The organism is Ochrobactrum sp. C6C9 (genome assembly GCF_022627935.1).
GTDB classification, from domain to species: Bacteria; Pseudomonadota; Alphaproteobacteria; order Rhizobiales; family Rhizobiaceae; genus Brucella; species Brucella teleogrylli.
In genome coordinates, this window is record NZ_JABXGB010000007.1 from 106,550 (window position 1) to 132,760 (window position 26,211).

A 26,211-nucleotide genomic window follows, 5' to 3' on the forward strand; every position below is an offset into this window, starting at 1 on the left:
ACGTCCTTTCATCAAGTTAAAAGGATATAGCGCCGCTTGGGTTCAGGAACACAATCATCACCGAAAGGTTGGAACTTGAAGCTGCAACTTTTCGGGATCGTGCCGCAGAGCAGCATCTAATCCCTCCGCCGGTGCAAACCGGATCAGGTTCGGCGGGTTGGCTTTTTGAAAAGCCTCTCAGCCATCTGCTTGCGCCGATGGCACCCCGTTAGAGCGTTGCGACATTAATATGTCAGGCCGTGAAGGGCAAGAGAGGCAAAACCATCGACAAGTCGGGCACAACGGACTTCCGGCTGCGATTCGCCCATGATATGAGCGACTTATGAGCACATTCGTCATCCTTCTCGGCGGCGATCTCGTCGTAACCGAACGGCTGCGGCAGCAGATAGCTGGCGCGCGCATTCTTGCCGCCGACGGCGGCATTCGTCATGCGGCGGCATTGGGCGTCGAGCCAGAACTTTGGCTTGGCGATTTCGATTCGACGCCACAAGCGCTCGTTGAACAATATGCGCATGTGCCGCAAAAGACATTTCCCCGCGCCAAGGACATGACGGACGGTGAACTGGCTTTCGAGGAAGCGTTTGCCCGTGGCGCAACGCGCGCCATTTTGTGCGGCGCTTTCGGCGGACAGCGCACCGATCACACGCTTCTGCATCTCACCATGGCGACGGCGCAGGCGGAAAAGGGGCGGAACGTCTTTCTTTCCAGCGGTGCGGAAGAAGCCTGGCCGGTGACATCCGGCGAATTTGCCTATGATTTTCCAGATGGTACGCTGTTCAGCGTCATCAGTTTCTCGGCTTTGGACGGACTTTCAATCACAAATGCCGAGTGGCCGTTAGACAACGTGACCTTGCCTTTTGGTTCTTCGTGGACTGTTTCCAATATAGTGCGTGGAACACTTCGTATTACTGTGCGTTCTGGCTTAGCGATACTTGTCGCAAACTTAAGTTCTGAACACGCCAACAGTGTGCCGCTAACCTTACCGATTGAAAAGGCTTGACGCTCGATAGCGAAACGTATTTCAAATGCAGCAAGCGGGTAAATTCGCTAACGCCGAAATTGGGGACGCAAAATCGGCACCTGAAATGTCAACTTTGACAGGAGATTGTTTGATGAAATCACGTCTTTCCATGATTGCGGTTGCCGGGGTGCTCGCTTTGTCAACAGCAGCCTGCACGACCAACGAACAGCGTACGGCTGGTTACGGCGTTGGCGGTGCAGCAATCGGCGCTCTCGCCGGTGGTGCAATTGGCGGCAATGGCCGTGGCGCTCTCACGGGTGCAGCGATCGGCGCTGTCGCCGGTACGCTGGTGGGCGCTGCCCAGTCGCGCAATGGCGTGCAGTACTGCCGCTATCGTGACAATTACGGCCGCATCTACGAAGCGCGTTGCCAATAAGTTCGCGCTACTAAGCTCGGCAAGCTCGCAGAGCTTGAGCCAGCTTAGGCTTGAAAACCAATCACGGCAGGCCGGGGAAACCCGGCCTGTTTGTTTTTCATGCCTCTTTCCTATCGATCCATTTGACAGAACGGCTTTTGTCGCGGACAAGCAGGGCGGAATTTCAAAGCCCATCGCGCGAACCGCCCAGAAAGCCTCAGAAGAACCATGGCACCACCGCTCCTTCGTCTAGACCAGATCAAGCTCACCTTCGGCGGCACGCCGCTTCTGGAGGATGCGAGCCTTTCGGTGAGCGAGGGCGACCGCATCGCGCTGGTCGGGCGCAATGGTTCTGGCAAATCCACGTTGTTGAAGATCGCCGCAGGCATGGTCGAGCCGACCTCGGGCGAAGTGTTCAAGCATCCGGGCGCGACGATTCGCTATCTGCCGCAGGTGCCGGACATGGACGGTTTTGCCAGCGTGCGCGCCTATGTCGAAGCGGGACTCGGACCGACCGACGATCCGCATCGCGTGACCTATCTTCTGGAGCATCTGGGCCTGACCGGCGAAGAAAATCCGGATCATCTTTCAGGTGGCGAAGCGCGCCGCGCAGCGCTGGCGCGTGTGATCGCGCCGCAGCCTGATGTGCTTTTGCTGGACGAGCCGACCAACCATCTCGATCTGACGACGATCGAATGGCTGGAAGGCGAGTTGCGCCAGATCCGTTCGGCTATCGTGCTGATCTCGCATGACCGTCGCTTTCTGGAAAATGTCAGCCGCGCGACCGTCTGGCTTGACCGTGGTATCACACGCCGTCTGGAGCAGGGATTCGGTCATTTCGAGGAATGGCGCGACAAGGTTCTGGAAGAGGAAGAGCGCGATCATCACAAGCTTGGCCGCCAGATTGCCCGTGAAGAGCACTGGCTGCGCTATGGCGTGACGGCGCGCCGCAAGCGCAATATGCGCCGCCTTGGCGAACTGCATTCCATGCGCGCCGATTTCCGCAACCACCGCAAGGCGCAAGGCACGGCGGTTCTGACCGCCAGCGATTCCAAGGAATCCGGCAAGCTGGTGATCGAAGCCAAGGGGCTGAACAAGGCCTATGGCGACCGCGTGCTGGTCAAGGATTTCTCGACCCGCGTACAGCGCGGCGACCGGATCGGTCTGGTTGGACCGAATGGTGCCGGAAAAACCACGCTGCTTTCGCTTCTGACTGACAAACTTGCGCCGGATTCCGGTACGCTTCGGCTGGGCGTCAATCTGGAAATGGCCGAGCTTGACCAGAAGCGTGACAGTCTCAATCTGGATGAGACGCTGTCGCATTATCTGACCGATGGGCGTGGGGAGAACCTCGTCATCAATGGCGAGCAGCGCCATGTCGTTTCCTACATGAAGGATTTTCTGTTCCAGCCGGAACAGGCGCGCACGCCGATCCGCGAACTTTCCGGTGGCGAAAGAGCGCGTCTGATGCTGGCCCGTGTGCTGGCCCGTCCGGCCAATCTGCTGATCCTCGACGAACCGACCAACGATCTCGACATGGAAACACTGGATCTGTTGCAGGAACTGGTGGCGGGTTTTCCGGGCACGGTCATTCTGGTCAGCCATGATCGCGATTTCCTCGACCGCACCGTGACATCGGTGATTGCGCCGGAAGGCGATGGCCGTTGGCTGGAATATGCGGGCGGCTATGCCGACATGATGGCGCAGCGCAAGGAACAGGCGCTGGAGCGTCGCAACGTGAAGACAGCGACTGCCCGCGATAAGAGCGACGACAGCGGTGACGAGGCTTCGCAGCCGAAGCGTGAGGAAAAGCGCAAGCTTTCCTACAAGCAGAAATTCGCGCTGGAAACGCTGCCGGGCAAGATGGACGCCTTGGGCAAGGAAATCACCGTGCTCGAAGGCAAGCTTGCCGATCCGCAGCTTTACGCCAAGGACCCGACGCTTTTCGCCAAGACCGCCGATCTTTTGGAAAAGAAGCGCAGTGAGAACGCGGCCATGGAAGAAGAGTGGCTGGAACTCGAAATGCTGCGCGAGGAGATTGAAGGTTAATCGAACCTGCCGATATGTCGACGAGGATGGTCTGCAAATGGCAATTTGCGACGCTTCCGGTGCTCACGTACATTGAGTACGCTGCGCTCCGGGTCTCGGAAATCACCATTTTCGCCTCATCCTGGCCGACATATATGCCAACTGGATAGGACTTTTAAGCGCTTGCCTTGTTGAGCAGGGCCAGATCGTTTTTGCTGAGCTTCAGCTCGGCGGCGCTGATCAGTTCTCCTAATTGGGTCAGGCGCGTGGCGCTGGCAATCGGCGCAGTGATCGACGGGTGAGCAACCAGCCAGGCGATGGCCACCTGCGCCTGCGTGGCGTCGACACTGCGGGCCACCTGGTCCAGCGCGGCGATGATCCGCGATCCGCGATCCGTCAGATATTTCTCAACCGACTTGCCGCGAGCGCTCTGGCCAAGATCGTCGGCAGAGCGGTATTTGCCGGTCAGAAAACCGGCGGCCAGCGCGTAATAGGGAATGACGCCAATTTCATTGTCGCGGCAGATGGCTTCCAGCCCATCCTCGAACCCCGACCGGTCATAAAGATTATAGAGCGGCTGCAAGGTTTCGTAGCGCGGCAGGTTGTGCTGTTTTGCAACGTCCAGCGCTTCCGTTAGCCGCTCCGGCGTCAGGTTGGACGCGCCGATGGCGCGCACTTTGCCCGCATCGATCAGCTCTTTATAAGTTCCGAGCGTATCCTCGAACGGTGTTTCAGGATCGTCCCAATGGGACTGGTAAAGATCGATATAGTCGGTCTGCAGCCGTTTTAGGGAGGCGTCCACGGCTTTGCGAATATAAGCGGGTGAAAGCCCCTTTTCGTCCGGCCCCATTTCCGAGCCGACCTTGGTGGCGATGACGACCCTGTCGCGCAAGCCGCGGGATTTCAGCCAGTTGCCGATGATGGTTTCGGATTCGCCGCCGACATTGCCATTTGCCCAGGCGGAATAGACGTCCGCCGTATCGATGAAATTCAGTCCTGCATCGACAAAACGGTCGAGCAGCGAAAACGACGTCGCTTCATCGACCGTCCATCCAAAGACATTGCCGCCGAAACAGAGCGGCGAAACTTTCAGTTCGGTACGTCCGAGCTTCTTATATTCCATGGACCCAATCCCCTTCCTCTGAATGCGAATCAGGCGTGATCCGCCGGGTTCCGATTTCAGGAAGAAGGGGTAAAAGCTCCGGGTAGAGCTTTGGGTCAGCCCATGCCAAGCGCGTCCATATAGAGCTGGAGCATCGCTTCTTCTTCCTGACGTTCATGGTCTTCTTTTTTACGCAGACGAATAATGGTCCTCACGACCTTGCTGTCAAACCCCGAACCCTTCAATTCCGCGTAAACTTCCTTGATATCGTCGGCGATGGTCTTTTTTTCTTCCTCGAGGCGCTCAATGCGCTCGATGAAGGCACGCAATTGGCCGACGGCAATGGTTTGGGCTTCGCTGGTAATGTCGTCGCTCACGCGGCTTCTCCAATTCTTGTCTTGATGGGTGCGAACAGCGCGGAGGCACGATTTCGCATGTCTGAAATTCTGCACCGGTTTTCCCGCGAGTCGCGGGCAAAATTAAGAGCCTTTTCGATGCCCGGCACGATTTATGGGGCCAAACCTTGTGGAAGAGTGTGGAACACTGTGGAAAAGCGGTGGTTCACGCCACCGTGCCGGTGCGCGAGCCGAAATGCCGGACCTCGTGCATGCCGTCGAGCGTGTTGATCTGCCGCAGCATCGGAGCAAGCCGTTCCGCCCATTCCACCGCTCCGGCCTCGTCTGCGATCAGATCCTGCCGCACCTCGATCAGCACATGGGCAAAGCCCTTGGCCGTGGCGTGGCGATACATGGCGTCGTTGCGCAATGCGCCGTCATAGGGCTCGTTGTCGCCGACCACCAGACCGGGCTCGGCGCGCAACAGCGACAGAAGCGGCGCGACGGCGCGGTTGTCCTTGTCCCACAGTAGGCCGATCTGCCAGGGGCGGGCCCTGTCTTTCCAGCGCGGTGTGAATGAATGGATGGATACGATGAAGGGCGCATGTCCGCTTTCGCGTTCCACGCGGGCACTCATTTCCGTCACAGCCTCATGATAGGGACGGTAAAAACGGGTCAGCCGATCTTCCCGCTCACCCGCCGACATCGGATAATTGCCGGAAATAACCGCGCCATCCGATAGCTGCATGATGAGCGTCGGGTCATCCTCGCCGCGATTGGGATCGATCAGCAGACGGGAAAAGCCGCCAAGCACTGCGGGCGCCTGAAGGCGGCCAGCCAATGCCCGCGTCAGGGCTTCGACACCGATGTCATAAGCGATATGACGGTCGAATTCGCTTTCTTCCAGACCCAAACTACCGTATTCGGCAGGCACGTCGCGCCGTGCGTGGTCGGCGGTCAGAAGCAGGCCGAGGCGAAAATCGCCTTCAATCCTGTAAACGGGCGAGAACGAAGTGGCTGACGGTTTTGCGAACGACACGGATTGAATTCCCAGGAACAATTCGGGATTGATTTTCATCGGGCGCGGGAAGCTGTTTCAGGTCTGTCATGAGAAAGCCGGGATTGCAACGATCATTCTTTCGTCATGTGCTTTCTTCTCGGCGGGACTGCGTTGACATCACCGGCGAAACTGCCGAAAAGAGAGCGACCGAAATGGGATTTCCAGACGTGAAACAAAAGCGATTGCGGGCTGAAGGGGTTCGGCGGATGCGACTTCCACACTTCCTGGCTGTATTTTCCGCCGTGTTGCTTGGTGCGCTCGGCATGACCTCTGTGGAGGCGCGGGCCGATTTCCGCGTCTGTAATTCGACGCAGAATCTTGTCGGCGTCTCCATCGGTTACCGGGCCAAGACCGGCTGGGTAACGGAAGGCTGGTGGCATATCGAAGGCTCGACCTGCAAAACGCTGATCGAAGGCCCGCTGACGTCGCGCTATTATTATCTCTATGCCGAGGATGCCCAAGGCGACGGCCGCTGGCAGGGCAATGTGAATATGTGCGTCGCGGAAAAGGAATTCCGCATCTCGGGCGTGCAGGATTGCTACGCGCGCGGCTTCCAGCGCAACGGCTTCCAGGAATATGATACCGGGGAACAGTCGAGCTGGATGGTTCAGCTTGCAGACGAAACACCGCCGGAAACCCCCACTGTTACAGGAACGAATAGTCAATGAAGCGCAACCGCAAGGTCAAGATTCTCGCAACGCTGGGTCCGGCGTCTGGCGAGGAAGCCGTCATCCGCAAGCTCTTTGAAGCCGGTGCCGATGTTTTCCGCATCAATATGAGCCATGCCGACCATGACCTGATGCGCACCCTCGTGAAGCGCATCCGCAATGTGGAAAAGGCCATTGGCCGCCCGATCGGCATTCTCGCCGACCTTCAGGGGCCAAAGCTGCGCGTCGGCAAATTCAAGGACGGAAAGGTCGATCTCGTTCCCGGCCAGACCTTCACGCTCGACAATAACGAAGCGCCCGGCGACGAAACCCGCGTCTTTCTCCCGCATCCAGAAATTCTGGAAGCGGTCGAGCCGGGCCACCGCCTGCTCATCGATGACGGCAAGCTGCATCTCGTGGCTGAAGCCACCGACGGCAAGTCCATCCGCTGTAAGGTCGTTTCCGGCACCCGCATCTCCGACCGTAAGGGCGTCAGCCTGCCGGACACCACGCTCGGTGTCGGCGCACTGACTGAAAAGGACCGCAAGGACCTTGATGCCGTGTTGAAGGAAGAAATCGACTGGGTTGCGCTGTCCTTCATCCAGCGCCCGGAAGATCTGGCCGAAGTGCGCAAGGTTTCGCGCGGCAAGGTCGGCATCATGTCGAAGATCGAAAAGCCGCAGGCGGTAACACGCCTTGACGAGATCATCGAGCTTTCCGATGCCCTGATGGTCGCCCGTGGCGATCTCGGTGTGGAAATGCCGCTTGAAAGCGTTCCGGGCATTCAAAAGCAGATCACCCGCCGCGCGCGCCGCGCCGGCAAGCCGGTTGTGGTGGCCACGCAGATGCTCGAATCCATGATCACCGCGCCGGTGCCAACGCGCGCCGAAGTGTCGGACGTTGCAACGGCTGTGTTCGAAGGTGCGGACGCCATCATGCTTTCGGCTGAATCGGCATCGGGCCAATACCCGGTCGAAGCGGTCGCCACGATGAACCGCATTGCCGAACAGGTTGAGCAGGAACAGACCTATTCGACCATCATCGATGCGCAGCGCGCAGCACCTGAACCAACCGGTGCCGATGCGATTTCGCTTGCGGCCCGCCAGATTGCCGAAACGCTGAAGCTCTCGGCCATCGTGACCTACACGGCTTCCGGCACCACCGGCCTGCGTGCCGCCCGTGAGCGTCCGCGCACACCGATCATCGCGCTGTCGCCGGTCGTCGACACCGCCCGCAAGCTGTCGCTCGTCTGGGGCCTGCATTGCGTCGTAACCGCCGATGCCCACGATCTGGAAGATATGGTCGATCACGCTTGCCAGATCGTCTTCGAAGAAGACTTCGGTAAAGCCGGTTCGCGCATCATCATCACCGCCGGTGTGCCTTTCGGTACGCCGGGTGCGACCAACATGCTCCGCATCGCCTATATAGGCGCCGACGGAAAGTCCGGCGTCTAAACTGGCGATATTCGGGCTCTGGTGGCCTGCAAATGGCACGTCTTTGAGCTTCCGGTGCTCACGTACTTTATGTACGCTCCGCTCCGGGTCTCAAAGCCCCATCATTTTCGGCACACCATCATCCCGAATCTCATCCAGTTTCGGTGCTCTTGCGTATAAGTAAAAAACGCGCTCCTTCCGGGGCGCGTTTTGTTTTATGGGATAGGTCTGTTTGCAGACCGGCATCACAAAGAATGCAACTGTAGTGTTAGGTGCGCGTGTCGGCCAGCTCATCGGCTAGATCGCTGAAATTTTTCTGGGCGTCCCGCATCATCGGATAAACAATCAGCGCCTGCTCATAAGCCTTCATGGCCTGCTCCTTGAGGCCACGGACGCGCAGAATGGCCGCCATGCCCGTCAGGGCGCCGTAATGGCGCGGCTCCAGCTCCAACGTACGATTGATGTCATACATGGCGTGAGCATAATCTTTTTGCAGGAAATAAACCGTCGCGCGGCGGTTCCATGCTTCCGCATAATCCGGATTGAGAGCGATGGCTTCGTTCAGGAAATCGAGCGCTGACGTATAGCGATGTTCCAGCATGGCGGCGTTCGCCCATTGGACCAGAAGGTCGATGGTGGCGCTGCCGGATTGCGACCAGAGCGTATTGATCTGTGATGCGATGCGTCGTGCCTTGGCTTCGTCCGTTGTTTTGCGAAGCTCGGCAAACAGCTTGTCGAGACGCTCTTCCGGCGTCTGGGGCGCTGCCGCTTTGGCGGGGGCTGTTTGCGAGGAGGAGGGCTTCTGCTCGCTGTCTGCGCCGATCTGTACAGGCGTGAGCGGAGCAGTCAGCTGGGCGTTCAACGGCGCCTTATCGGGTGCCATCTCGGCGCGTGCGCCGTGAATGGTCAAAGTCGCCGCGCTGAATGCGGCAACCGTCGCAAAAATCTTCAGACATGCAAAAACGTTCCGCATATGCATAGATTTCCCTATGCACGGCGGAACGTCAAATGCAAAATCAAAAATAAGATTAGCCCTGACGAGCCTTGTAGCGCGGAGCAGTCTTATTGATGATGTAAACGCGGCCCTTGCGGCGGACCAGCTGGCAGTCGCGATGACGGCCCTTAAGCGCTTTAAGCGAGTTCTTGATCTTCATGTCAATCACCGGTCTGGTTGGCCCATCGACATGAACACGCCGCCGGGCTTCATAAAAACAGCGCCCAAGGCGCCAATTGATTACAGACACGGTATATGTGCCTGAAGGGTTGGCCGAAATACACAAGGTTTCGGGTAAATGTCAACTCCTGCGCGGCAGATTCACGGGCGGGAGCCTGAAAATCTTGTCGCAGCGGGCGGAGTCATCGGGAATCGTCCAGATTCCCGACAAAGCCTAGCGCGCGCGGGGCTTGATATGGGTCACATGGCCCATTTTCCGGCCTTCGCGAGCTTCCTTTTTGCCATAGAGATGCAGCACGGCATTGGGTTCCGATAGAATCGCTGGCACGCGATCAATATCGTTGCCGATCAGGTTTTCCATCAGGCAATCGGAATGCCGGTCCGTATTGCCAAGCGACAGCCCGGCAACGGCGCGGATATGCTGTTCAAACTGCGAGATCGCGCAGGCGGCTTCCGTCCAGTGGCCGGAATTGTGCACACGTGGCGCAAATTCATTGGCGAGCAGCGAACCGTCCTTGAGGACGAAGAATTCGAGCCCCAGAACACCGACATAATCCAGCGCATGCAAAAGCTTCTCTGCCGCCTGCCGCGCAGCATCCGCCGTCTGTGCGGAAATGCGGGCAGGAACGGTCGATGTCGAGAGAATGCCGTCCTTATGGACGTTTTCGGCGATGTCGAAAATGGCAACATTGCCGCTGCGGTCGCGCGCGGCGATGACCGAGACTTCACGATCGAAATCGACAAACCCTTCGAGGATCGCCGGGGCCTTGTTGATGGCGGTCAGCGCGTCATGGGCAGCTGTTTCGTCCAGCGAAGTCAGGCGCACCTGTCCCTTGCCGTCATAGCCGAGGCGGCGGGTTTTCAGGATACCGCGTTCGCCAAGCGCACCAAGTGCTGCGATCAACGTTTCTTCGTCATCGACCAGACGCCAGGGGGCGGTTTCGATGCCGCTTTCATTGAGGAACTGCTTTTCGTTGAAGCGATCCTGCGAAATTTCCAGCGCCGCTGGCGGCGGCAGGACGATTGCGGTCTCGGCAAGCTTGTCTGCGGCGCTGACCGGCACGTTTTCGAATTCATAGGTAATGACGTCGGACGCTGCGGCCAGTTCGGCCAGCGCTTTCGGATCGTCATAGGCGGCGACGATCTGGCGGTTGGCAACCTGCGCCGCCGGGCAATCTGCCTGTGGCTCCAGAATGACCGTCTGGAAGCCGAGCCGCGCTGCGGCCATGGCCAGCATGCGGCCCAATTGTCCGCCGCCGATGATGCCGATCGTTGCGCCGGATGTGAGTGCGGATTTTTCCATATCAGACCTCATTGGTAGGACGTTCAGCCACGCTCTCGGTCTGGGCGCTCCGCCACTCATCGAGACGGGCAGCAAGAGCATCGTCGTGCAGCGCCAGAACGGCGGCAGCGAGCAGGGCGGCGTTGACAGCGCCGGCGCGTCCAATGGCCAGCGTGCCGACGGGAATGCCAGCCGGCATCTGCACGATGGACAGGAGCGAATCCTGGCCGGAAAGAGCTTTTGACTGAACCGGCACACCAAACACCGGCAGTGGGGTCATGGCGGCGGCCATGCCGGGAAGATGTGCGGCACCGCCTGCGCCAGCGATCACAACCTTGAAGCCGTCGGCCTTCGCACCCTTGGCAAAGGCGACCAGCCGGTCGGGCGTGCGGTGCGCGGAAACGATACGGGCGTCAAAGCCGATACCGAGCGCCTCCAGCGTATCTGCGGCATGGCGCATGGTTTCCCAATCAGACTGGCTGCCCATGATAATGGCGACGTCGGCGGTAACGCTCATTGGTCTTTCCTGCTCCGTTTCATGCTTTCGCGGATGAGATATTGTGTGGGTAAAAATGATAAAGCCGGGCGGACCCCGGCTTTGCTTTCGATATGAGGCGCGATCAGGCGATGATGTCAGGAATGACCTGATCTTCCATTTCCTGAAGCTTGTCCTTGATCGCGAGTTTTTTCTTCTTCATGCGCTGGACGCGCAACTGGTCGCAGCCGACGGCAATCATCGCATTAATTGCCGCATCGAAATCCGCGTGCTCCTGTTTCAGACGTGCGACGGCCAACCTGATCTCGGCCTGTTCCTGATCGGACATGCGAACCCCATTCTGTTGAATAGTTTTACGGGCTGCGCCGAACCTCGTTCAAGGCGCTGCGCAAGCCCGTTTCGGGCGAAGCCCTTATCACATTTTTCGCGATTGGAAAATGCTACCACGACAAATTCGACTTTGCACCAAACTCATGCCAAACTGTCATGGTTCTGTCATGGATGGCGGCTGTCGAAGGCGACAAATCAAAACCGCATGCATGGCAGCCGGGACTGCGTGTTGGCCCGGATAAACAGGAGGTGTGCCGGGCGTTCATGCAGTTAAGCAGATGGAACAACAGCACCTGCCGCAATGGTTGATCTGGGGTCGGTCTGGCTGTTCCGTTATCGTGTGGAAATCAACCAAAGGAGAACTGATGATGGCTATCGAGTCCCATCTTGCCACGCTTGAAAAGAAGCACGGCGCTCTGGAGCAGGAAATTTCCGATGCTTTGGCGTCACCGGCAATGGATGATCTTCACGTTGCGTCTCTCAAGCGCAAGAAGCTTATGCTGAAGGACCAGATAGAGAAGCTTAGATCTCAGGTAACGCGTCACTGACGCAAACCCAAGGGGCATGGACAGGGAAGCCGCAAAGGCGCTTCAAGCCATTTCATATCGGACGTGGAACAGACCGGCTTAAGCCGGGTGTTGCTGCAGCCTGATATAGCGATAAGCATCTCGGCCAGAACGGTCGATGGCGGCAGCGCCTTTGAGAGCGCATCTTGAAAACCGAAAAACGGTTTTCAGAAAAGATGTGCGTTGAAATAGACAGTTAGAGCGCCGATGTGATGAATCAGATCGAACCTCGCTCTCACGGCTGCACCTTGCCCGACCTGAGTTTAATATTGGCGGCTGTGCCACAGCCGCCGAACATTTTGATTCATGTTTTTTCTATCGGCGCGGTTTCAGCGCTATCCCGCTTCTTTCAATAGACGATCAGATCAGCTTTCCGTTTCGGCTCTCGGATCGAGGTTCATCGCTTCCGGTGTCGCACCACGTTCAGATGGCATGCTCTTGAACTGATCCTTCTCTTCCTTGGGCACAGCGGCGCGTTGGCGCGAGCGGAACAGCGCGTAGCCGGTAATCGAAATATGCGCCAGCATGGTTATGGCAAAGAGCCCGGACGGCCAGAATATATCCATGGCCGCAGCGGCCAGAAGCGGGCCGAGCATGGTGCCGAAACCGTAGAGCAACAGCAGGCCGCTGGAGACTTTCACAAAGCTTTCCGCCGTTGCATGGTCGTTGGCGTGCGCCACGGCGACCGGATAAAGCGCATACGCAAGTGCGCCGTAACAGCCTGTCATAACGATGATGACCGAGCCGTTCGACGGCCCGATGATGAATGCGACGAGGCCGACAAGCGCGGCCAGTGCGGCAACGCCCGCAAGTACAAAACGGCGATCCACCAGATCGGAAATGCGCCCGATAGGGATCTGCATCAATGCGCCTGCCGCAATGGTCACGCTGACCATGAGGGCGATTTCTGTGGTCGATATGCCGGATTTTGCGCCGAAGACAGCGCCAAGCGTGCCCCATGCGCCATTGGCGATGCCGATCAATATGCAGCCGACGAAGGCAGCGGGCGAGTTGCGGTAGAGCGCCTTTAGGTCGAGTTGCACTTCGGTCAGCGGTCTTGGGCTGACGGCTGTTGAAATGGCGGTCGGAATGAGCGCCAGACAGAAGAGAATGCCGCAAATCATGAACAGATGATCGGAGCGCACGTCGCCGCCCGCGACCAGCATCTGGCCGGTCATGGTCGCCCCGTAATTGACCATCATATAGAGGCCGAAAATCTTGCCGCGCGATTCGTTGGTGGCGCGCTCATTCAGCCAGCTTTCAATGACCATGAAGGCGCCGGCCATCGAAAAGCCGGTAAATGCGCGCAGGATCACCCATATGGTCGCATCGACGAATATGCCGGAGAGAAGTGCGATGACCGCCGCCGATGCGGCAAAGCAGCCGAAGGCGCGCACATGCCCGACACGGCGCACAAGGCGCGGAGCGAAAAGACAGCCCGCCACGAAACCGCCTGCCCAGGTGGTGCCCAGCATACCGAGCGAGGTGACCGAGAAACCTTCGGCACCGCCGCGCAGGGGCAAAAGCAACCCATGCAGACCCGATGCCATCAGGAGAAAGGCTGTTCCACAGAGAAGGGACAGGACCTGAATGTAAACGCGCACAACGACATTCCTATGTGATTGCCCCGCATTGATGCCGGGGATTTATGGAAGCCGCTGGCGTGGCTTCCACTGGCATTTTTAGCGAAACAAAGCTTCTGCCGCGGCGCGACTGTCGCCTTTCTTCAGTCTCTGGGTTTTCAGACGCTCGATTTCCGATTGCAACAAGACAATGCGCTGATCGATCTCCGCGACTGAAAGCAGCGACAATTCATCTTCGCTGAGCACAGCGCTGTCGCGTGGTTTTATCGCATCTTCTTCGAAACCGCTCATGGCCTTCCTCCGTGGTCAATGATGCCATAGTTACCGAGAAAAGATTTAACACCTTGAATCTTCGCATATACATTTGGGAAAATCGATTACGATTTCTCTAACGGAATTGCGTGTGGCCAGGATCGAACCCAGATCAGACCTTTTGTGAGGTATTTCTGCGACGGTGCGAAACTGTGTATGACGCATGCGCTTCCGGCTGCGTTGGAACAGGAGTTTTGATGATGATGGCCGATTTACCTTCACGGATGACTGCAATCGAGATTTCCGAACCGGGTGGCGCGCATATGCTGCGCCCCGTGCAGCGGTCCATGCCGGAGCCGGGGGAGGGACAGGTGCTGGTGCGTGTGCGGGCTGCGGGCGTCAATCGGCCCGACGTGCTGCAAAGGCAGGGAAATTATGCGCCGCCGACGGGTGCATCCGATATTCCGGGTTTGGAAATCGCAGGCGATATCGTGGCGGTTGGTGCGGGCGTGCAGCGCTTCAAGAAGGGCGATCAGGTCGTGGCGCTGCTGCCCGGCGGCGGCTATGCCGAATATGCTGTGGTGCATGAAACCAATGCGCTGCCGCTGCCCTCGGGCTATGGCTATATCGAGGCTGCGGCCATCCCTGAGACTTTTTTCACCGTCTGGCACAATGTTTTTCAACGTGGGGGCCTGAAGGAAGGCGAGACCCTGCTGATCCATGGCGGTTCGTCGGGCATCGGCACGACTGCTATCCAATTGGGCAAGGCGTTCGGAGCGACGGTGATCGTGACCGCCGGGTCCAAGGGTAAATGCGATGCCTGCGTGAAGCTCGGCGCCGATCACGCGATCAATTATCGTGACGAGGATTTCGTTACTGCCGTGAAGGAGCTGACTGGCGGGAAGGGTGCCGATGTCATTCTCGACATGGTGGGTGGCGATTATGTCGACCGCAATTATAAGGTTGCCGCCGAAGATGGCCGCATTGTGCAGATCGCGTTTTTGAACGGCGCCAAGGCGACCGCCAATTTCGCGCTGCTGATGACCAAGCGTCTGACCCATACCGGATCGACCCTGCGCGCCCGCCCGGTTGAATTCAAGGCAGAACTCGCACGCGAGCTGGAAGCAAAAGTCTGGCCGCTTCTGGCGGAGCGTCGTGTCGCGCCGGTCATGGATATGATCTTTTCCCTGAAGGATGCCTGGCGTGCCCATGAGCGCATGGAAGAGGGGCGGCATATCGGCAAGATCGTGCTCGATATCGCCTGAGAGTTTCGGCTCGTCATAGCCGCAATCGAGAAATCACGCACAGATTGTTGTGCGGGCTTCAGCGCATTCTTGCCCTGCTGCCAAAAAACCTATATATAGGCCGTGATTTCCCGGAAATTGTGGTTTTTTCCACGTCCCGCGCCACCGGAGCGGACGAACAGAAGGATTATATCTAATGGCCACTCAGCTTCTTATGCCGAAGGCAACGGCCGTCTGGCTTGTCGATAATACGGCTCTGTCGTTTGACCAGATTGCAGCTTTCTGCAAGCTGCATCCGCTGGAAGTGAAGGCGATTGCCGATGGCGAAGCCTCTCAGGGTATCAAGGGTCTCGATCCGGTCATTACAGGACAGCTTTCGCGCGAGGAAATCGCGAAGGGCGAAAAAGACCAGTATTACCGTCTGAAGCTTGCTGACCCGAAGGTTCGCGTTCCTGAAGCCAAGCGCAAGGGCCCGCGCTATACGCCGCTGTCAAAGCGTCAGGACCGTCCGAACGCGATTCTCTGGCTGGTGCGCAATCATCCCGAGCTGAAGGATGCGCAGATTTCGCGCCTGATCGGCACGACCAAGTCGACCATCGAACAGATTCGCAATCGTTCGCATTGGAACTCGGCCAATCTGACGGCGATGGACCCGGTCACGCTCGGCCTCTGCTCGCAGATCGATCTCGACATCGAAGTCGAACGCGCAGCCCGCAACCGTCCGGCTGCACCGGAATCCGACAGCACGCTGCTGCCGGCTTCGGCAACGGAAAACTTCGATTATCGCGACGAACCAGCTGCGGAAGAAGAACTCGACGCGGACAAGGTTTTCGCGAAGCTTTCGTCCCTCAAGGGCACGAACACCGACGAAGACGAAGAATAATCGTCAGGCATCCGCCTCTCGATATCTGTCAGTTGGCGCCCGGCTTTATGCCGGGCGTTTTCGTTCAGGCCGCCTTGTGTTCGGTTTTGTCCACGGGTGTTGCGTCTATCCAGCGCTCCAGAACCTGAACGTAGCGGCTTGCCGCGCTTTCGAGCGCATCCGGTGCCAGTTTGTCTGCTACATAGACGAAGAACGGCTCTGCCCATTCCAGCCCGCACCGATTGGCTGTGGCACGCAACGGAGCCATAAGATCATTCATTGGAAACAGGTTGCGTCCGCCGGGCGTATAGGCCTCGGGCACGTTGCCAGCGGTCGCGGCGATCATGATGGGCGTTCCTTCCAGTGCCCGGCCTTCCTGTTCATAAGTCACGTAAAACATGCGGGTCAGCACGGCATCCTGCCAGGCTTTTAAAAGCGGCGGCGTTGAATACCACTGGAGCGGAAATTGCAGCACGATGCGATCCGCCGCGAGAAGGCGTTGCGCTTCACGCTCGCCATCTTTGTAAAAGTCGATCCCGGTGGGATAGGCAGTCTGCATATCGACAATGTCCACTTCCGGCAGTTGGGCGGCTGCACCTGCCAGCGTGGCATTGGCTTTTGATTGCGACAAATCGGGATGAAAAAGCAAAATCAAAGTTCTGGACATCATCTGTTCCTTTCAACGGCTCCTTATGTTGGAAGGATGATGAAATCGATGCGGTAATTATTCCAATCTATTATTTATATATGTTATTATTGATTTTATGAATTTAAGGGCGCTCGATCTCAATCTTCTGGTCATTCTGGATGCACTTCTCGACGAGGCGCATGTCAGTCGCGCGGCGGATCGTCTGCATCTGACACAGCCAGCTGTGTCCAACGCCTTGCAACGCTGTCGAGCCGTCTTCGCCGATGAGTTGCTCGAACGCGGGCGCGGTTCGATGCGGCGCACGGCGCGCGCCGAAGCCTTGCGCGCGCCGTTGAAGACCTTGCTTTCCGATGTCATGGCGCTGGTCGACCCGCCGCATGTGCCATTGGCTTCGATCCGACAGACAATCAAAATCTGCATGGCCGATTATCCGGCCATCTTTGTGATCAAGCCGTTGTTGCAGGTCCTTGCTGCGGATGCGCCGGGCATCGATATCGTGGTGCAGCCGTGGCATGGCGCGGCGGCCGCAAAAGAAGCGCTGGTGAGCGGCGCAAGTGACCTTGCACTATCGGTGTTTCCAGATGCGGACGACGATCTTCAGCGCAAGCATCTGCTGGACGAGACGTACCGTGTCGTCATGCGCCGTGATCATCCAGCGGCCAGAGGGTTTACGCTCGATCACTGGCTGGCTTATCCGCACATACTGGTGTCGGGACGCGGCGACACCAACAGCCCGGCAGACAAGATTCTCGCTGAAAAGGGTTTGAAGCGGCGCATCGGTCTCGTGGTGCCCAATTTTGGCATGGTGCCGGATCTGCTGAAAAGCACGGATATGATCGCCATGCTGCCTTCGCATTGCGTTCTGGATGCGGATAGCGACCTTGTTGCCTTCCCGCCGCCTATCACAGTCAGCGGCTTTCCGTTGCATATTGCCTGGCACAAGCGCCGACAGGAGGATCAGGCGCTTCGATATATCGTGGCACAACTCAGTGCGATTCTGACGGAGCAATGAAGAAAAAACTCCGTCGAATGCAGAACATTCGACGGAGCAGAGGCTGCAGTCTTCTTGGGTGATTTCAATCCTTGAATGCGTTGTACTCGCTCATTTCCATCAGGCGGTAGAAATCGGCCAGCGTTTTGCCGCGCTCGGCGCGAAACCGGCGGCCCGCTTCGCTTGCTTCGACAATACGGTCGGTGCGGAAGGTGCGGAACGCATTGCGCAACTCGCACCAGCCGATGACGGTCCACACCTTGCCCCAGAACCACAGGCCGAGCGGGCGAATGTCGCGTTCGCTCTCGCGCGCTTCGAGGTCGCGGTAGCGGATATTGAGCACACTGCTTTCATCCACGGCGCGCTCGACAGCATCGATGATGCGGCGCTCGTCAATGCTGATTCTGGCAGTAGGGGCGTGGATCTGCGTGCCGGTGATCCGCGCACGTTCTTCCTTGGGCAGAACGGCTTCGATCTTGACCAGCGCTTCCTCGGCGCCGCGCGCCATGGATACGCCACCCCAGGCGCGGATGAGGCGCGCTCCTGCCACCAGCGCGACGATTTCATCCCGCGTGAACATCAGGGGCGGCAGCTCGAAACCCTGCCGCAATATATAGCCGACACCGGCCTCGCCATCGATCGGAACGCCGGTTGATTGCAGGTCGGATATGTCGCGATAGATCGTTCGTTCGGAGACTTCCAGCCGTTCGGCAAGCTGGCGCGCGGTGACAAGCCTGCCACCGCGCAGGTGCTGAACGATCTGGAAAAGACGGTCTGCTCTGCGCATTCCGGTTCACTCTCCGTTGCAATATTTTGTCTTGCGCTGTTCCAGATAGCGATCCGGCCAGCCCAAATCCTTGCGCAGATCTTTCGGTAAACCGTCCAGTGCCCGCTGGGTGCGGACAAAACGGCGGCGCTCATCATGCTTGCGCCGGTATTCCTTCAAGATTGCGATCAGCGGTGCGATTGCGAGTGCCATAGTTCATCTCCCTCATCCTTAGGGAAACACTATCGCACACCCCTCCTGACAGCTTTCTGTCAGGAGCAAAGCGATATTATTATGTCGCTAATATATGCCCACTGCAACAAGGGCGCGGGGTCTGCTTATGGTTTGAAGGGCGGTTCAGCCAGATAGCTGAGCGGCAGGCGACCGCCATCGGCATAGATCGTCTGGCCGGTGATGTAGCTTGCGTCCCGCGATGCGAGGAAGGAAGCGATGGATGCGATTTCCGCCGGATCGCCAATGCGGCCAAGTGGCGTTCGCGACAGGATCGTCTTTCGCGCCTCGGCGTCCGCATTCACTGCTGACAGCATATCGGTCTGGATCGAGCCGGGGCCGATGGCGTTGACGCGAATGCCCCATTTCGCCAGCGCCACGGCCATGGTGCGTGTCAGCTGACTGAGCCCGCCCTTGGAGACGGAATAGGCAAGCTGGTCCGGCAGTCCGAAAATCGCGTTGATCGATGACATATTGATAATCGTGCCCGCTTCGCCGCCAGCTTCCACACGCGCGACCATGCGTTTGGCGACGGCTTGCCCGCACAGAAATGCGCCCTTCAGATTGACGCGCATGACGCGGTCGAAATCCTCTTCCTTGAGGTCAAGAAAATCCGTCTTGTGAACGATACCGGCATTGTTGACGAGAATATCGATCTCGCCAAGATTGGTGACGGTATAGGTCATCAGATTATGGATATCGAGCTTGTCGCCGACATCCGCCGCCATGGCGCGCGCATCGCCGAATTGTTCGAGGTCTTTGACCGCCTGCAAGGTGGCCGTGTTGTCGATATCCGACAGAACGACGCTGGCGCCGTCCATGAGGAAGCGTTTTGCGATGGCATAGCCAATACCGCGGGCAGCGCCGGTGACGATGGCTACCTTGCCTTCAAGCTGCATGGTCTGTTCTCCGTTTCGCGCGGAGAGTGGACCGGCGAAAACCGCCGGTCAATAGTTTGGCTGATGCCGCTATAAAGCTCAGGCGAAGGCCATTCCGATATGGCGCTCCCGCAAAAGAGTGCTGATTTCATCGAGAACCGCCGGGTCTTCGATGGTGGCGGGCATTTTCCATGTCTCGCCATCGGCGATCTTCTGGATGGTTGAGCGCAGGATTTTGCCCGAGCGGGTCTTGGGCAGGCGCTTCACGGTCAGGGCCAGCCGGAAGGCGGCGACCGGGCCGATGGCGTCGCGAACCATGGCCACGCATTCCTTTTCGACTTCGTGCGGATCGCGGTCGATATTAGATTTCAGCACCAGAAAACCGCAAGGCGCTTGCCCCTTTACGGGATCGGAAATGCCCAGCACCGCGCATTCCGCCACATCGGGATGACCGGAAAGGACCTCTTCCATCGCGCCGGTGGACAGGCGATGGCCCGCGACATTGATGATGTCGTCGGTCCGGCTCATGATATAGAGATAGCCGTCGCTATCCATATATCCGGCATCGGCGGTTTTATAATAGCCGGGGAACTCCGCGAGATAGGCTTTCCTGAAGCGTTCATCGGCATTCCACAGCGTCGGCAGGCAGCCGGGCGGCAGTGGCAGCTTGATCAGGATATTGCCGAGCTGGCCGCGTTCCACCTCATGGCCTTCATCATCCAGCACGCGGATATCGTAGCCCGGAAGGCAGACCGCAGGCGATCCGTATTTCGTTTCCAGAAGGCCGAGACCAAGCGGATTGGCTACCATCGGCCAGCCGCTTTCGGTCTGCCACCAATGGTCAAGCACCGGGCGTCCGATCAGGTTCTCCGCCCAGTGGATTGTGTCCGGATCGGCGCGTTCGCCTGCCAGAAACAGCGCACGGAATTTCGACAGGTCATAGTTGCGGACGAAATTCCCGTCGGCATCTTCCTTCTTGATGGCGCGCAGCGCCGTCGGCGCGGTGAACATCACCTCCACGCCATGTTCGGCGATGATGCGCCAATAGGTGCCCGCATCCGGCGTGCCAATGGGCTTGCCTTCGAACAGGATCGTCGTGGCGCCTGCGAGCAGCGGCGCATAGACGATATAGGAGTGGCCAACCACCCAACCAACATCCGAAGCGGCCCAGAAGACCTGCCCCGGCTCCACGCCGAAGACGTGTTTGAGCGACCAGGCCAGCGCCACCATGTGCCCGCCATTGTCGCGCACCACGCCCTTTGGCTCGCCGGTGGTGCCGGATGTATAGAGCACATAAAGCGGATCGGTCGCGGCGACTGGCGTGCAGGGCACGTGTCGGCCCCGCGCGGCGTCCACAGCAGCCGTGTAATCGATGTCGCGCCCTTCAACCGGGGTATGGGCATGCTGCTCGCGCTGCAGAATGATGCAATGGCCGACCTTGTGGTGGGCGGATGCAATGGCTTTGTCGAGCATGTCCTGATAAGGCACCACGCGCGTCGGCTCGATGCCGCAGGAACCGGCAATGATCATCACCGGCTTGGCATCGTCGATGCGCGTTGCAAGTTCATTGGCGGCGAAACCGCCGAAAACGACGGAATGCACAGCGCCTATGCGCGCCGATGCAAGCATGGCAACTGCCGCTTCCGGCACCATCGGCATATAGATCAGAACGCGGTCGCCCTTCTTCACGCCATTGTCCAGCATGACGGCGGAGAGCGCCTCCACTTCCTCCAGCAATTCGCTATAGGTGAACTTGCGCACCTTGCCGGTGACGGGGCTTTCATAGATCAGCGCCAGTTGATTGCCGCGCCCATTGGCGACATGGCGGTCGAGCGCATTGTAACAGGTGTTGCATTCCGCACCGGTGAACCAGCGGCCATAGACGCCTTCGTCGCCTGCAAAAACCTGATCCCAGGGCTTGAACCAGTCGATCGCCTCTGCGGCTTCCGCCCAGAACCGTTCAGGATCGGCCTGCCATGCGGCATAGGTCTCGGCATATTTCGAAGTCATGCTGTTCCTCCCAGAAACACGCACCGCGCACCGCCCGCATGACGGACGTTCCAAGGTGCGATTTTTCATCCGATGTCAGCGCGAGCGCGGCCTCCTCAGACCGGCATCCTCCCGGATTTCTCCGTGCGCTTTCATCTCCTCCATCCTTAATTTACGCCGAGCCGTGAAGCTTCGTCCATGGGACTTAAGATGAAGATTGGAATAGAACAAGAAGACTTGCAGCTCGCAAGCGCCTGCGTCACAAGGAGGGGAGAGGTGTCGCCCGTGACCAAAGTTTTGCCTGTGCTGCTTGTCCTTTTGATGGGAATGCACATCATCAAACCGCTCGGCCTGCCGGGATTGAAGCGTCGCGGCGATTTCTGGAAAATTGCCGTCATCGCCATATTCGTCATGGCGCTGGCTGTCGGTTTTCATTTCCACGAATCATGAAAAAGCCCGGCCCAAAACCGGGCTTATCCTTTCTATCGCTGCCCTGAAAAAAATCAGGCTGCCTGTTCTAGTTCTTTTTTCCAGCCGCCGGTTGCGGCAAGGCCGTTCATGCGGGCGCGGTGGGTGAAGGCACGCTGACCGGCGGCGACGTTCTCCGGCTTGCCACCCCACGCTTCGAGGGCTGCCGCCTGCAAGGCGCGTCCGTAAGAAAATGTCATTTTCCACGGCATGTCGTAAGCTTCATTCATGGCCGAGAGATGCGCTGTCGCCTCTTCGCCCGTCTGACCGCCGGACAGGAAGGCGATGCCCGGAACTGCGGCGGGAACGGTGTTGAGGAAGCAACGCACGGTCTTTTCAGCCACTTCCTCGACCGACGCCTTGCGCGCATTCTTGCCATCGAGAACCATGTTCGGCTTCAGGATCATGCCTTCCAGCTTGACGCGGGCGTCATAAAGCTCGGCAAAAACCGTCTTTAGAACCAGCTCGGTCACTTCATAGCAGCGGTCGATGCTGTGATCGCCCGGCTTGCCATCCATCAGGACTTCCGGCTCGACAATCGGCACAATTCCAGCTTCCTGACAAAGCGCAGCATAGCGCGCCAGCGCCTGTGCATTCTGCCTGACCGCGCCCCATGTCGGCAAAGCGTCGGAAATTGATATGACGCCGCGCCATTTGGCGAAACGCGCCCCCAGGCCGTGATATTCGTTCAGGCGTTCGCGCAGGCCATCCAGACCTTCGGTGATAGTCTCCCCGGGGAAACCAGCCAGAGGCTTCGCGCCCGCATCGACCTTGATGCCCGGAATCGAGCCCGCATTGCGGATGATGTCGTTGAGCGGCGTGCCGTCCTTGGCTTTCTGGTGGATGGTCTCATCGTAAAGAATGACGCCGGAAATATAGTTCTTCATCGCATCGTCGGCGCGGAACAGCATCTCGCGGTAGTCGCGGCGCGTCTCTTCCGTGGATGCCAGATTGATGGAATCGAAGCGCTTCTTGATGGTTCCGGAGCTCTCGTCAGCAGCCAGAATGCCCTTTCCGGAAGCGACCAGGGCAATCGCAATATCTTCAAGACGTTCGGTCATTCGTAAGCTCCTCTTCAGAACCGGCCGACTGGAGTTCGCCTCGGTCGGCATCGGAAATTGATGACTTATCGCCGATGGCAGAAGTGTCCGGTAAAAAGATGGCATGCGCAACTGATTGAAACGATTGAAAATTTTTTAAACGATTTAGACTGGACATGTTTTCTTGTCGCCAGTCGAACGAGGCCGGTTCAAGGTTTTTACGGTGAGGGGTTTCATCTGGGCGACAAGACCCCATGTAACGATAACCTGCCGTTCTCATCGCCCAACGCCTCCGAGGAGAAGACATGCGCGCCGCTCATCTTAGCCTGTTATTTGCTCTCGCCGCATCGGTTACATCTATTCCGATGCAATCCGCCTGGTCCGCCAGCATCAATGCGGGCGACCGCGAAACCAAGGCCGAAGCGCCATTCACCGTCACAAGTGTTGCGGAGTTCAACACGCCGTGGGCAATTGCGTTCCTGCCCGATGGCCGTCTGGTCGTGACGGAAAAACCCGGAAAGATTTTCATTGTCACAGAGATGGGTAGAAAGTCCGAAGTTGCGGGCGTGCCCAAGGTTGCCTTTGGCGGGCAGAACGGTTTGCTCGACATAGAGGCTGCGCCGGATTTCGCGAAGAGCAAGGCGCTTTATTTCACCTATAACGAACCTGCGGACGGCGGCAGCAGCGTGGTGCTGGCGCGGGCGAGACTGGCAGAGAGCGGCGACAAGGCCACGCTTGAAGACCTGACCACGCTGTGGAAGCAGGATGTGGTCGCCAAGGGCGGTCAGCCGGGCGGAAAGATCGCCTTCGCACCGGACGGCAAGCATTTGTTTCTCACGGTCGGGGACCGTATGCAGCCTGCCACAGCGCAGGATGACAAGGCCCCGATGGGCAAGATTCTCCGCATGAATCTGGACGGGTCCGTGCCGCAAGATAATCCCAATGCGGGGGAGGGTGGCATTCGCGGCCTGACCTGGACGACCGGTCACCGCAATCCTTATGGGCTGGCCTTCGCGCCCGATGGCACGCTGTGGGAACACGAGATGGGGCCGCGCGGCGGCGACGAGTTCAATCTGATCAAACCCGGCCTCAATTATGGCTGGCCGGTGGTTTCCAATGGCGACAATTACAGCGGCAGGCCGATCCCGCGCCACAGCACGCGCCCGGAATTCGAAGCGCCGCGGGTCTACTGGAATCCGGTGATTTCGCCGGGCGGTCTGACCTTCTACAAGGGTAATTTGTTCAAGGCGTGGGACGGTTCCGCCCTGATCGCCGGTCTTTCTTCGATGGCGCTGGTGCGTGTCGCTTTCGACAGCAAGGGCCAGCCGGACGAAGCCGAGCGCTTCGATATGGGCAATCGCATCCGCGACGTGGCCGTTGGTCCAGACGGCGCGATCTGGCTGATCGAGGATGATGATCCCGGACGCCTATTAAAACTGACGCCGAAATCTTGAACTGAAAAAGGCCCCGTTTCCGGGGCCTTTGATTTGTTCTTCCGCATTGTCCTGCGCATCGAAGCGGGATCAGAAATCAGTCTAGTGGACTGATTTCCCCGCGTAGGCGCTTCGCACTTTTGCTGGAAATGCTTTATTTCTTCAACACATCGACGCCCGGAAGCGGCTTGCCTTCCATCCATTCCAGGAAAGCGCCGCCTGCGGTCGAGATATAGGTGAAGTCGTCGGCCACACCGGCATGGTTCAGCGCCGCGACCGTATCACCGCCGCCGCCGACCGAAACGAGCTTGCCAGCCTTGGTGCGGGCCGCGACATGCTTGGCGGTCTTGACCGTCGCGGTGTCGAACGGGCGCAGTTCGAATGCGCCGAGCGGGCCGTTCCAGACCAGCGTTGCCGCATCGTCGATGGCCGAGGCGATCAGATCGGTGGACAACGCACCTGCGTCGAGGATCATGCCATCGCTTGGTACAGCGTCGACGCCATAGGTCTTGTTCGGCGTATCGGCGGCAAAGTGCCAGCCCACAACCGCATCGACCGGCAGGATGATGGCGCATTTGGTGGTTTCGGCCTTGGCCATGATTTCACGCGCCGTATGGGCGAGGTCATGTTCGCAAAGCGACTTGCCGACATCGTGGCCCTGTGCCGCGAGGAACGTATTGGCCATGCCGCCACCGATCACCAGCGCATCGACTTTTTCGATAAGGTTCGAAAGAAGGTCGAGCTTGGTCGAGACCTTGGCGCCGCCGACAATGGCGACAACCGGACGGGCCGGATTACCGAGGCCCTTTTCCAGCGCTTCCAACTCGGCCTGCATGGCGCGACCGGCAAAAGCAGGCAGGACATGGGCCAGACCTTCGGTCGAGGCATGGGCGCGGTGGGCAGCCGAAAACGCGTCATTGACGTAGAGATCGCCATTGGCGGCCAGCGCCTTGACGAATTCTGGATCGTTCTTTTCCTCGCCCTTGTGGAAACGGGTGTTTTCCAGAAGCAGAACGTCACCGTCCTTCAGCGCATCGACAGCGGCCTTGGCCTTGTCACCGATGCTGTCTTCCGCGAAATGGACGCCCCGACCAGAAATATGGGGCCCGAGCACCTTGGCGAGCGGCTTCACGACATGCTTCAGCGAATTTTCGTCGGAGGCAACGCCTTTCGGGCGACCGAAATGGGCGAGCAGAATGACCTTTGCGCCCTTCTTCGACAGTTCGGCAATCGTTGGAACGATGCGCTCGATGCGGGTGAGGTCGGTCACCTGTCCGTCGGCCATTGGCACGTTGAGGTCAACGCGGACCAGAACGCGTTTGGATTTGACGTCGGCGTCGTCGAGAGTGCGGAAACCCATAAGTTTTCTCCCTGGCTTGTTCCGGCGCGTGGTGAAGCCTTATCGCTCTGACAGTTTGGCTTAACCAGGCAGACGCTGGAACAGGGTTGGATAATCGGTAACAAGCCCGTCTTCATCGACGGGTAGATCGGCGGTGAAAGAGCGGTCCGCCGCCGCGTAACGATAGAGCCTGCCTTCTTCCAGACAGCGGTAACGCTGGCTGTCGCGGAGGGGCTGAAAACTGTCGAACGGCACATAAAGCATGTCCAGCTGAACGGTGCCGCTTTCCGGTGTCAGGCCAAGCCTGCGTATTGGCAGTGTGTTGGTGAAGGGCGTTCCTGCCAGATCGATGTCGATGCAGCCGTCGAATTCCGGCAAAGGCTCGCCAGTCATCGACTGCCAATGGCCCTCGCCATCGGAGGAGAATTCCAGCTTCTGGCCGGATGTGGTTTCGATAAGGAAATGAAGAACGCGCCAGGTGCTGTCGCAGTCGATGCTGTAGCGGACACCGTAAGCATCGCCGCCGCGATTGCCGATCACCACGCTTTCGGCATGAATATTGCGGCCCGCGGGCGCAAGATTCAAATGTTCGAGCCCTTCTCCTTCCAGCGGACGCCAGCGGGCGACAGTGGGGAGAAGGGCGCGAAACATAGTCAG

Annotated in this window: 30 protein-coding genes and 1 riboswitch; of the genes, 11 read left to right on the forward strand and 19 right to left on the reverse strand. The window is 58.5% G+C overall.

Translation table 11 applies throughout. From position 1 onward, the window contains the following. Positions 1 to 103 precede the first annotated feature (103 nt). Positions 104 to 218: riboswitch (TPP riboswitch) on the reverse strand. Between the two features lie 104 nt (positions 219 to 322). The 3 genes from HWD97_RS07585 to HWD97_RS07595 all read left to right on the forward strand — a co-directional run bounded on the left by HWD97_RS07585 (position 323) and on the right by HWD97_RS07595 (position 3,425). Next, positions 323 to 1,000 carry a thiamine diphosphokinase gene (locus HWD97_RS07585; RefSeq protein WP_109369784.1) on the forward strand — a complete coding sequence of 226 codons (678 nt, stop codon included), beginning with the start codon at positions 323 to 325 and terminating at the stop codon, positions 998 to 1,000. A gap of 112 nt (positions 1,001 to 1,112) precedes the next feature. Further along, positions 1,113 to 1,397, forward strand: coding sequence for a glycine zipper domain-containing protein (locus HWD97_RS07590; protein ID WP_109369783.1), 285 nt, complete (start codon positions 1,113 to 1,115; stop codon positions 1,395 to 1,397). A 207-nt stretch (positions 1,398 to 1,604) separates the two neighbouring features. Beyond that, positions 1,605 to 3,425, forward strand: coding sequence for an ABC-F family ATP-binding cassette domain-containing protein (locus HWD97_RS07595; protein ID WP_109369782.1), 1,821 nt, complete (start codon positions 1,605 to 1,607; stop codon positions 3,423 to 3,425). A 154-nt stretch (positions 3,426 to 3,579) separates the two neighbouring features. Here the strand turns inward: HWD97_RS07595 and HWD97_RS07600 are convergent, their stop codons facing one another. From HWD97_RS07600 to HWD97_RS07610, 3 genes are all read right to left on the reverse strand, one after another. Beyond that, positions 3,580 to 4,527 (reverse strand): aldo/keto reductase, encoded by a 948-nt coding sequence (locus HWD97_RS07600; RefSeq protein ID WP_109369781.1) that lies wholly within the window; start codon positions 4,525 to 4,527, stop codon positions 3,580 to 3,582. A gap of 95 nt (positions 4,528 to 4,622) precedes the next feature. After that, positions 4,623 to 4,883 carry a DUF2312 domain-containing protein gene (locus HWD97_RS07605; RefSeq protein ID WP_061348000.1) on the reverse strand — a complete coding sequence of 87 codons (261 nt, stop codon included), beginning with the start codon at positions 4,881 to 4,883 and terminating at the stop codon, positions 4,623 to 4,625. A gap of 184 nt (positions 4,884 to 5,067) precedes the next feature. Then, complete coding sequence (locus HWD97_RS07610) at positions 5,068 to 5,919, reverse strand: N-formylglutamate amidohydrolase (RefSeq protein WP_371834919.1); 852 nt, start codon at positions 5,917 to 5,919, stop codon at positions 5,068 to 5,070. A 188-nt stretch (positions 5,920 to 6,107) separates the two neighbouring features. On the opposite strand from HWD97_RS07610, the gene HWD97_RS07615 reads away from it, so the two are divergent. Further along, positions 6,108 to 6,569, forward strand: a complete 462-nt coding sequence (locus HWD97_RS07615) for a DUF1036 domain-containing protein (protein ID WP_109369779.1) — start codon at positions 6,108 to 6,110, stop codon at positions 6,567 to 6,569. After that, complete coding sequence (gene pyk / locus HWD97_RS07620; protein WP_109369778.1) at positions 6,566 to 8,002, forward strand: pyruvate kinase; 1,437 nt, start codon at positions 6,566 to 6,568, stop codon at positions 8,000 to 8,002. The genes HWD97_RS07615 and pyk overlap by 4 nt, the downstream gene beginning before the upstream one ends. A gap of 247 nt (positions 8,003 to 8,249) precedes the next feature. Here the strand turns inward: pyk and HWD97_RS07625 are convergent, their stop codons facing one another. The 5 genes from HWD97_RS07625 to HWD97_RS07645 all read right to left on the reverse strand — a co-directional run bounded on the left by HWD97_RS07625 (position 8,250) and on the right by HWD97_RS07645 (position 11,261). After that, on the reverse strand, positions 8,250 to 8,972 hold the full coding sequence (locus tag HWD97_RS07625) for a tetratricopeptide repeat protein (RefSeq protein ID WP_109369777.1): 723 nt from the start codon (positions 8,970 to 8,972) through the stop codon (positions 8,250 to 8,252). A gap of 37 nt (positions 8,973 to 9,009) precedes the next feature. After that, the gene (gene ykgO / locus HWD97_RS07630) at positions 9,010 to 9,135 is read right to left on the reverse strand and encodes a type B 50S ribosomal protein L36 (protein ID WP_010661422.1); all 126 of its coding nucleotides are present in this window, start codon (positions 9,133 to 9,135) and stop codon (positions 9,010 to 9,012) included. Positions 9,136 to 9,369: 234 nt separating this feature from the next. Next, the gene (locus HWD97_RS07635) at positions 9,370 to 10,458 is read right to left on the reverse strand and encodes a 5-(carboxyamino)imidazole ribonucleotide synthase (protein WP_109369776.1); all 1,089 of its coding nucleotides are present in this window, start codon (positions 10,456 to 10,458) and stop codon (positions 9,370 to 9,372) included. A 1-nt stretch (position 10,459) separates the two neighbouring features. After that, positions 10,460 to 10,954 carry a 5-(carboxyamino)imidazole ribonucleotide mutase gene (gene purE / locus HWD97_RS07640; RefSeq protein WP_109369775.1) on the reverse strand — a complete coding sequence of 165 codons (495 nt, stop codon included), beginning with the start codon at positions 10,952 to 10,954 and terminating at the stop codon, positions 10,460 to 10,462. A gap of 103 nt (positions 10,955 to 11,057) precedes the next feature. Beyond that, on the reverse strand, positions 11,058 to 11,261 hold the full coding sequence (locus HWD97_RS07645; RefSeq protein ID WP_078339590.1) for a YdcH family protein: 204 nt from the start codon (positions 11,259 to 11,261) through the stop codon (positions 11,058 to 11,060). A 367-nt stretch (positions 11,262 to 11,628) separates the two neighbouring features. Here HWD97_RS07645 and HWD97_RS07650 point away from each other — a divergent pair, with 367 nt between their 5' ends. Beyond that, positions 11,629 to 11,811, forward strand: coding sequence for a YdcH family protein (locus HWD97_RS07650; RefSeq protein ID WP_171058804.1), 183 nt, complete (start codon positions 11,629 to 11,631; stop codon positions 11,809 to 11,811). Between the two features lie 383 nt (positions 11,812 to 12,194). Here HWD97_RS07650 and HWD97_RS07655 read toward each other — a convergent pair whose 3' ends face one another. Beyond that, the gene (locus HWD97_RS07655) at positions 12,195 to 13,433 is read right to left on the reverse strand and encodes an MFS transporter (protein ID WP_109369774.1); all 1,239 of its coding nucleotides are present in this window, start codon (positions 13,431 to 13,433) and stop codon (positions 12,195 to 12,197) included. Between the two features lie 78 nt (positions 13,434 to 13,511). Beyond that, the gene (locus HWD97_RS07660; RefSeq protein ID WP_078339509.1) at positions 13,512 to 13,703 is read right to left on the reverse strand and encodes a DUF1192 domain-containing protein; all 192 of its coding nucleotides are present in this window, start codon (positions 13,701 to 13,703) and stop codon (positions 13,512 to 13,514) included. A gap of 221 nt (positions 13,704 to 13,924) precedes the next feature. On the opposite strand from HWD97_RS07660, the gene HWD97_RS07665 reads away from it, so the two are divergent. Beyond that, a complete protein-coding gene (locus HWD97_RS07665) occupies positions 13,925 to 14,929 on the forward strand; it encodes an NAD(P)H-quinone oxidoreductase (RefSeq protein WP_109370314.1) in 1,005 nt (334 codons plus the stop codon). A gap of 175 nt (positions 14,930 to 15,104) precedes the next feature. Beyond that, complete coding sequence (locus tag HWD97_RS07670) at positions 15,105 to 15,791, forward strand: DUF1013 domain-containing protein (protein ID WP_078339508.1); 687 nt, start codon at positions 15,105 to 15,107, stop codon at positions 15,789 to 15,791. Positions 15,792 to 15,855: 64 nt separating this feature from the next. On the opposite strand, the gene HWD97_RS07675 is transcribed toward HWD97_RS07670, so the two are convergent. Continuing rightward, positions 15,856 to 16,437, reverse strand: a complete 582-nt coding sequence (locus tag HWD97_RS07675) for an NAD(P)H-dependent oxidoreductase (protein ID WP_109370313.1) — start codon at positions 16,435 to 16,437, stop codon at positions 15,856 to 15,858. A gap of 97 nt (positions 16,438 to 16,534) precedes the next feature. Between HWD97_RS07675 and HWD97_RS07680 the strand changes: the two genes are divergently transcribed. Further along, on the forward strand, positions 16,535 to 17,431 hold the full coding sequence (locus HWD97_RS07680) for a LysR family transcriptional regulator (RefSeq protein WP_109369773.1): 897 nt from the start codon (positions 16,535 to 16,537) through the stop codon (positions 17,429 to 17,431). 64 nt (positions 17,432 to 17,495) lie between these two features. Here HWD97_RS07680 and HWD97_RS07685 read toward each other — a convergent pair whose 3' ends face one another. The 4 genes from HWD97_RS07685 to HWD97_RS07700 all read right to left on the reverse strand — a co-directional run bounded on the left by HWD97_RS07685 (position 17,496) and on the right by HWD97_RS07700 (position 21,295). Next, positions 17,496 to 18,197 carry a YafY family protein gene (locus HWD97_RS07685; RefSeq protein ID WP_078339507.1) on the reverse strand — a complete coding sequence of 234 codons (702 nt, stop codon included), beginning with the start codon at positions 18,195 to 18,197 and terminating at the stop codon, positions 17,496 to 17,498. Between the two features lie 6 nt (positions 18,198 to 18,203). Continuing rightward, positions 18,204 to 18,389, reverse strand: a complete 186-nt coding sequence (locus tag HWD97_RS07690; RefSeq protein ID WP_109369772.1) for a hypothetical protein — start codon at positions 18,387 to 18,389, stop codon at positions 18,204 to 18,206. A gap of 125 nt (positions 18,390 to 18,514) precedes the next feature. Then, positions 18,515 to 19,306, reverse strand: a complete 792-nt coding sequence (locus tag HWD97_RS07695; protein ID WP_109369771.1) for an SDR family NAD(P)-dependent oxidoreductase — start codon at positions 19,304 to 19,306, stop codon at positions 18,515 to 18,517. A 78-nt stretch (positions 19,307 to 19,384) separates the two neighbouring features. Then, positions 19,385 to 21,295, reverse strand: coding sequence for a propionyl-CoA synthetase (locus tag HWD97_RS07700; protein WP_124915887.1), 1,911 nt, complete (start codon positions 21,293 to 21,295; stop codon positions 19,385 to 19,387). Between the two features lie 264 nt (positions 21,296 to 21,559). Between HWD97_RS07700 and HWD97_RS07705 the strand changes: the two genes are divergently transcribed. Then, positions 21,560 to 21,724 carry a hypothetical protein gene (locus tag HWD97_RS07705; protein ID WP_167836096.1) on the forward strand — a complete coding sequence of 55 codons (165 nt, stop codon included), beginning with the start codon at positions 21,560 to 21,562 and terminating at the stop codon, positions 21,722 to 21,724. A gap of 53 nt (positions 21,725 to 21,777) precedes the next feature. Here HWD97_RS07705 and HWD97_RS07710 read toward each other — a convergent pair whose 3' ends face one another. Continuing rightward, positions 21,778 to 22,803, reverse strand: coding sequence for a class I fructose-bisphosphate aldolase (locus HWD97_RS07710; protein WP_124915886.1), 1,026 nt, complete (start codon positions 22,801 to 22,803; stop codon positions 21,778 to 21,780). Then, positions 22,787 to 23,062 carry a hypothetical protein gene (locus HWD97_RS07715; protein WP_124915885.1) on the reverse strand — a complete coding sequence of 92 codons (276 nt, stop codon included), beginning with the start codon at positions 23,060 to 23,062 and terminating at the stop codon, positions 22,787 to 22,789. Before HWD97_RS07715 ends, HWD97_RS07710 begins: the two co-directional genes overlap by 17 nt. A gap of 25 nt (positions 23,063 to 23,087) precedes the next feature. Between HWD97_RS07715 and HWD97_RS07720 the strand changes: the two genes are divergently transcribed. Next, positions 23,088 to 24,236 carry a PQQ-dependent sugar dehydrogenase gene (locus HWD97_RS07720; protein WP_124915884.1) on the forward strand — a complete coding sequence of 383 codons (1,149 nt, stop codon included), beginning with the start codon at positions 23,088 to 23,090 and terminating at the stop codon, positions 24,234 to 24,236. Positions 24,237 to 24,369: 133 nt separating this feature from the next. On the opposite strand, the gene pgk is transcribed toward HWD97_RS07720, so the two are convergent. Together pgk and HWD97_RS07730 are read right to left on the reverse strand one after the other, a co-directional pair. Beyond that, complete coding sequence (gene pgk / locus HWD97_RS07725) at positions 24,370 to 25,575, reverse strand: phosphoglycerate kinase (protein WP_109369767.1); 1,206 nt, start codon at positions 25,573 to 25,575, stop codon at positions 24,370 to 24,372. 60 nt (positions 25,576 to 25,635) lie between these two features. Beyond that, complete coding sequence (locus tag HWD97_RS07730) at positions 25,636 to 26,205, reverse strand: putative glycolipid-binding domain-containing protein (RefSeq protein ID WP_371834920.1); 570 nt, start codon at positions 26,203 to 26,205, stop codon at positions 25,636 to 25,638. Positions 26,206 to 26,211 lie beyond the last annotated feature (6 nt).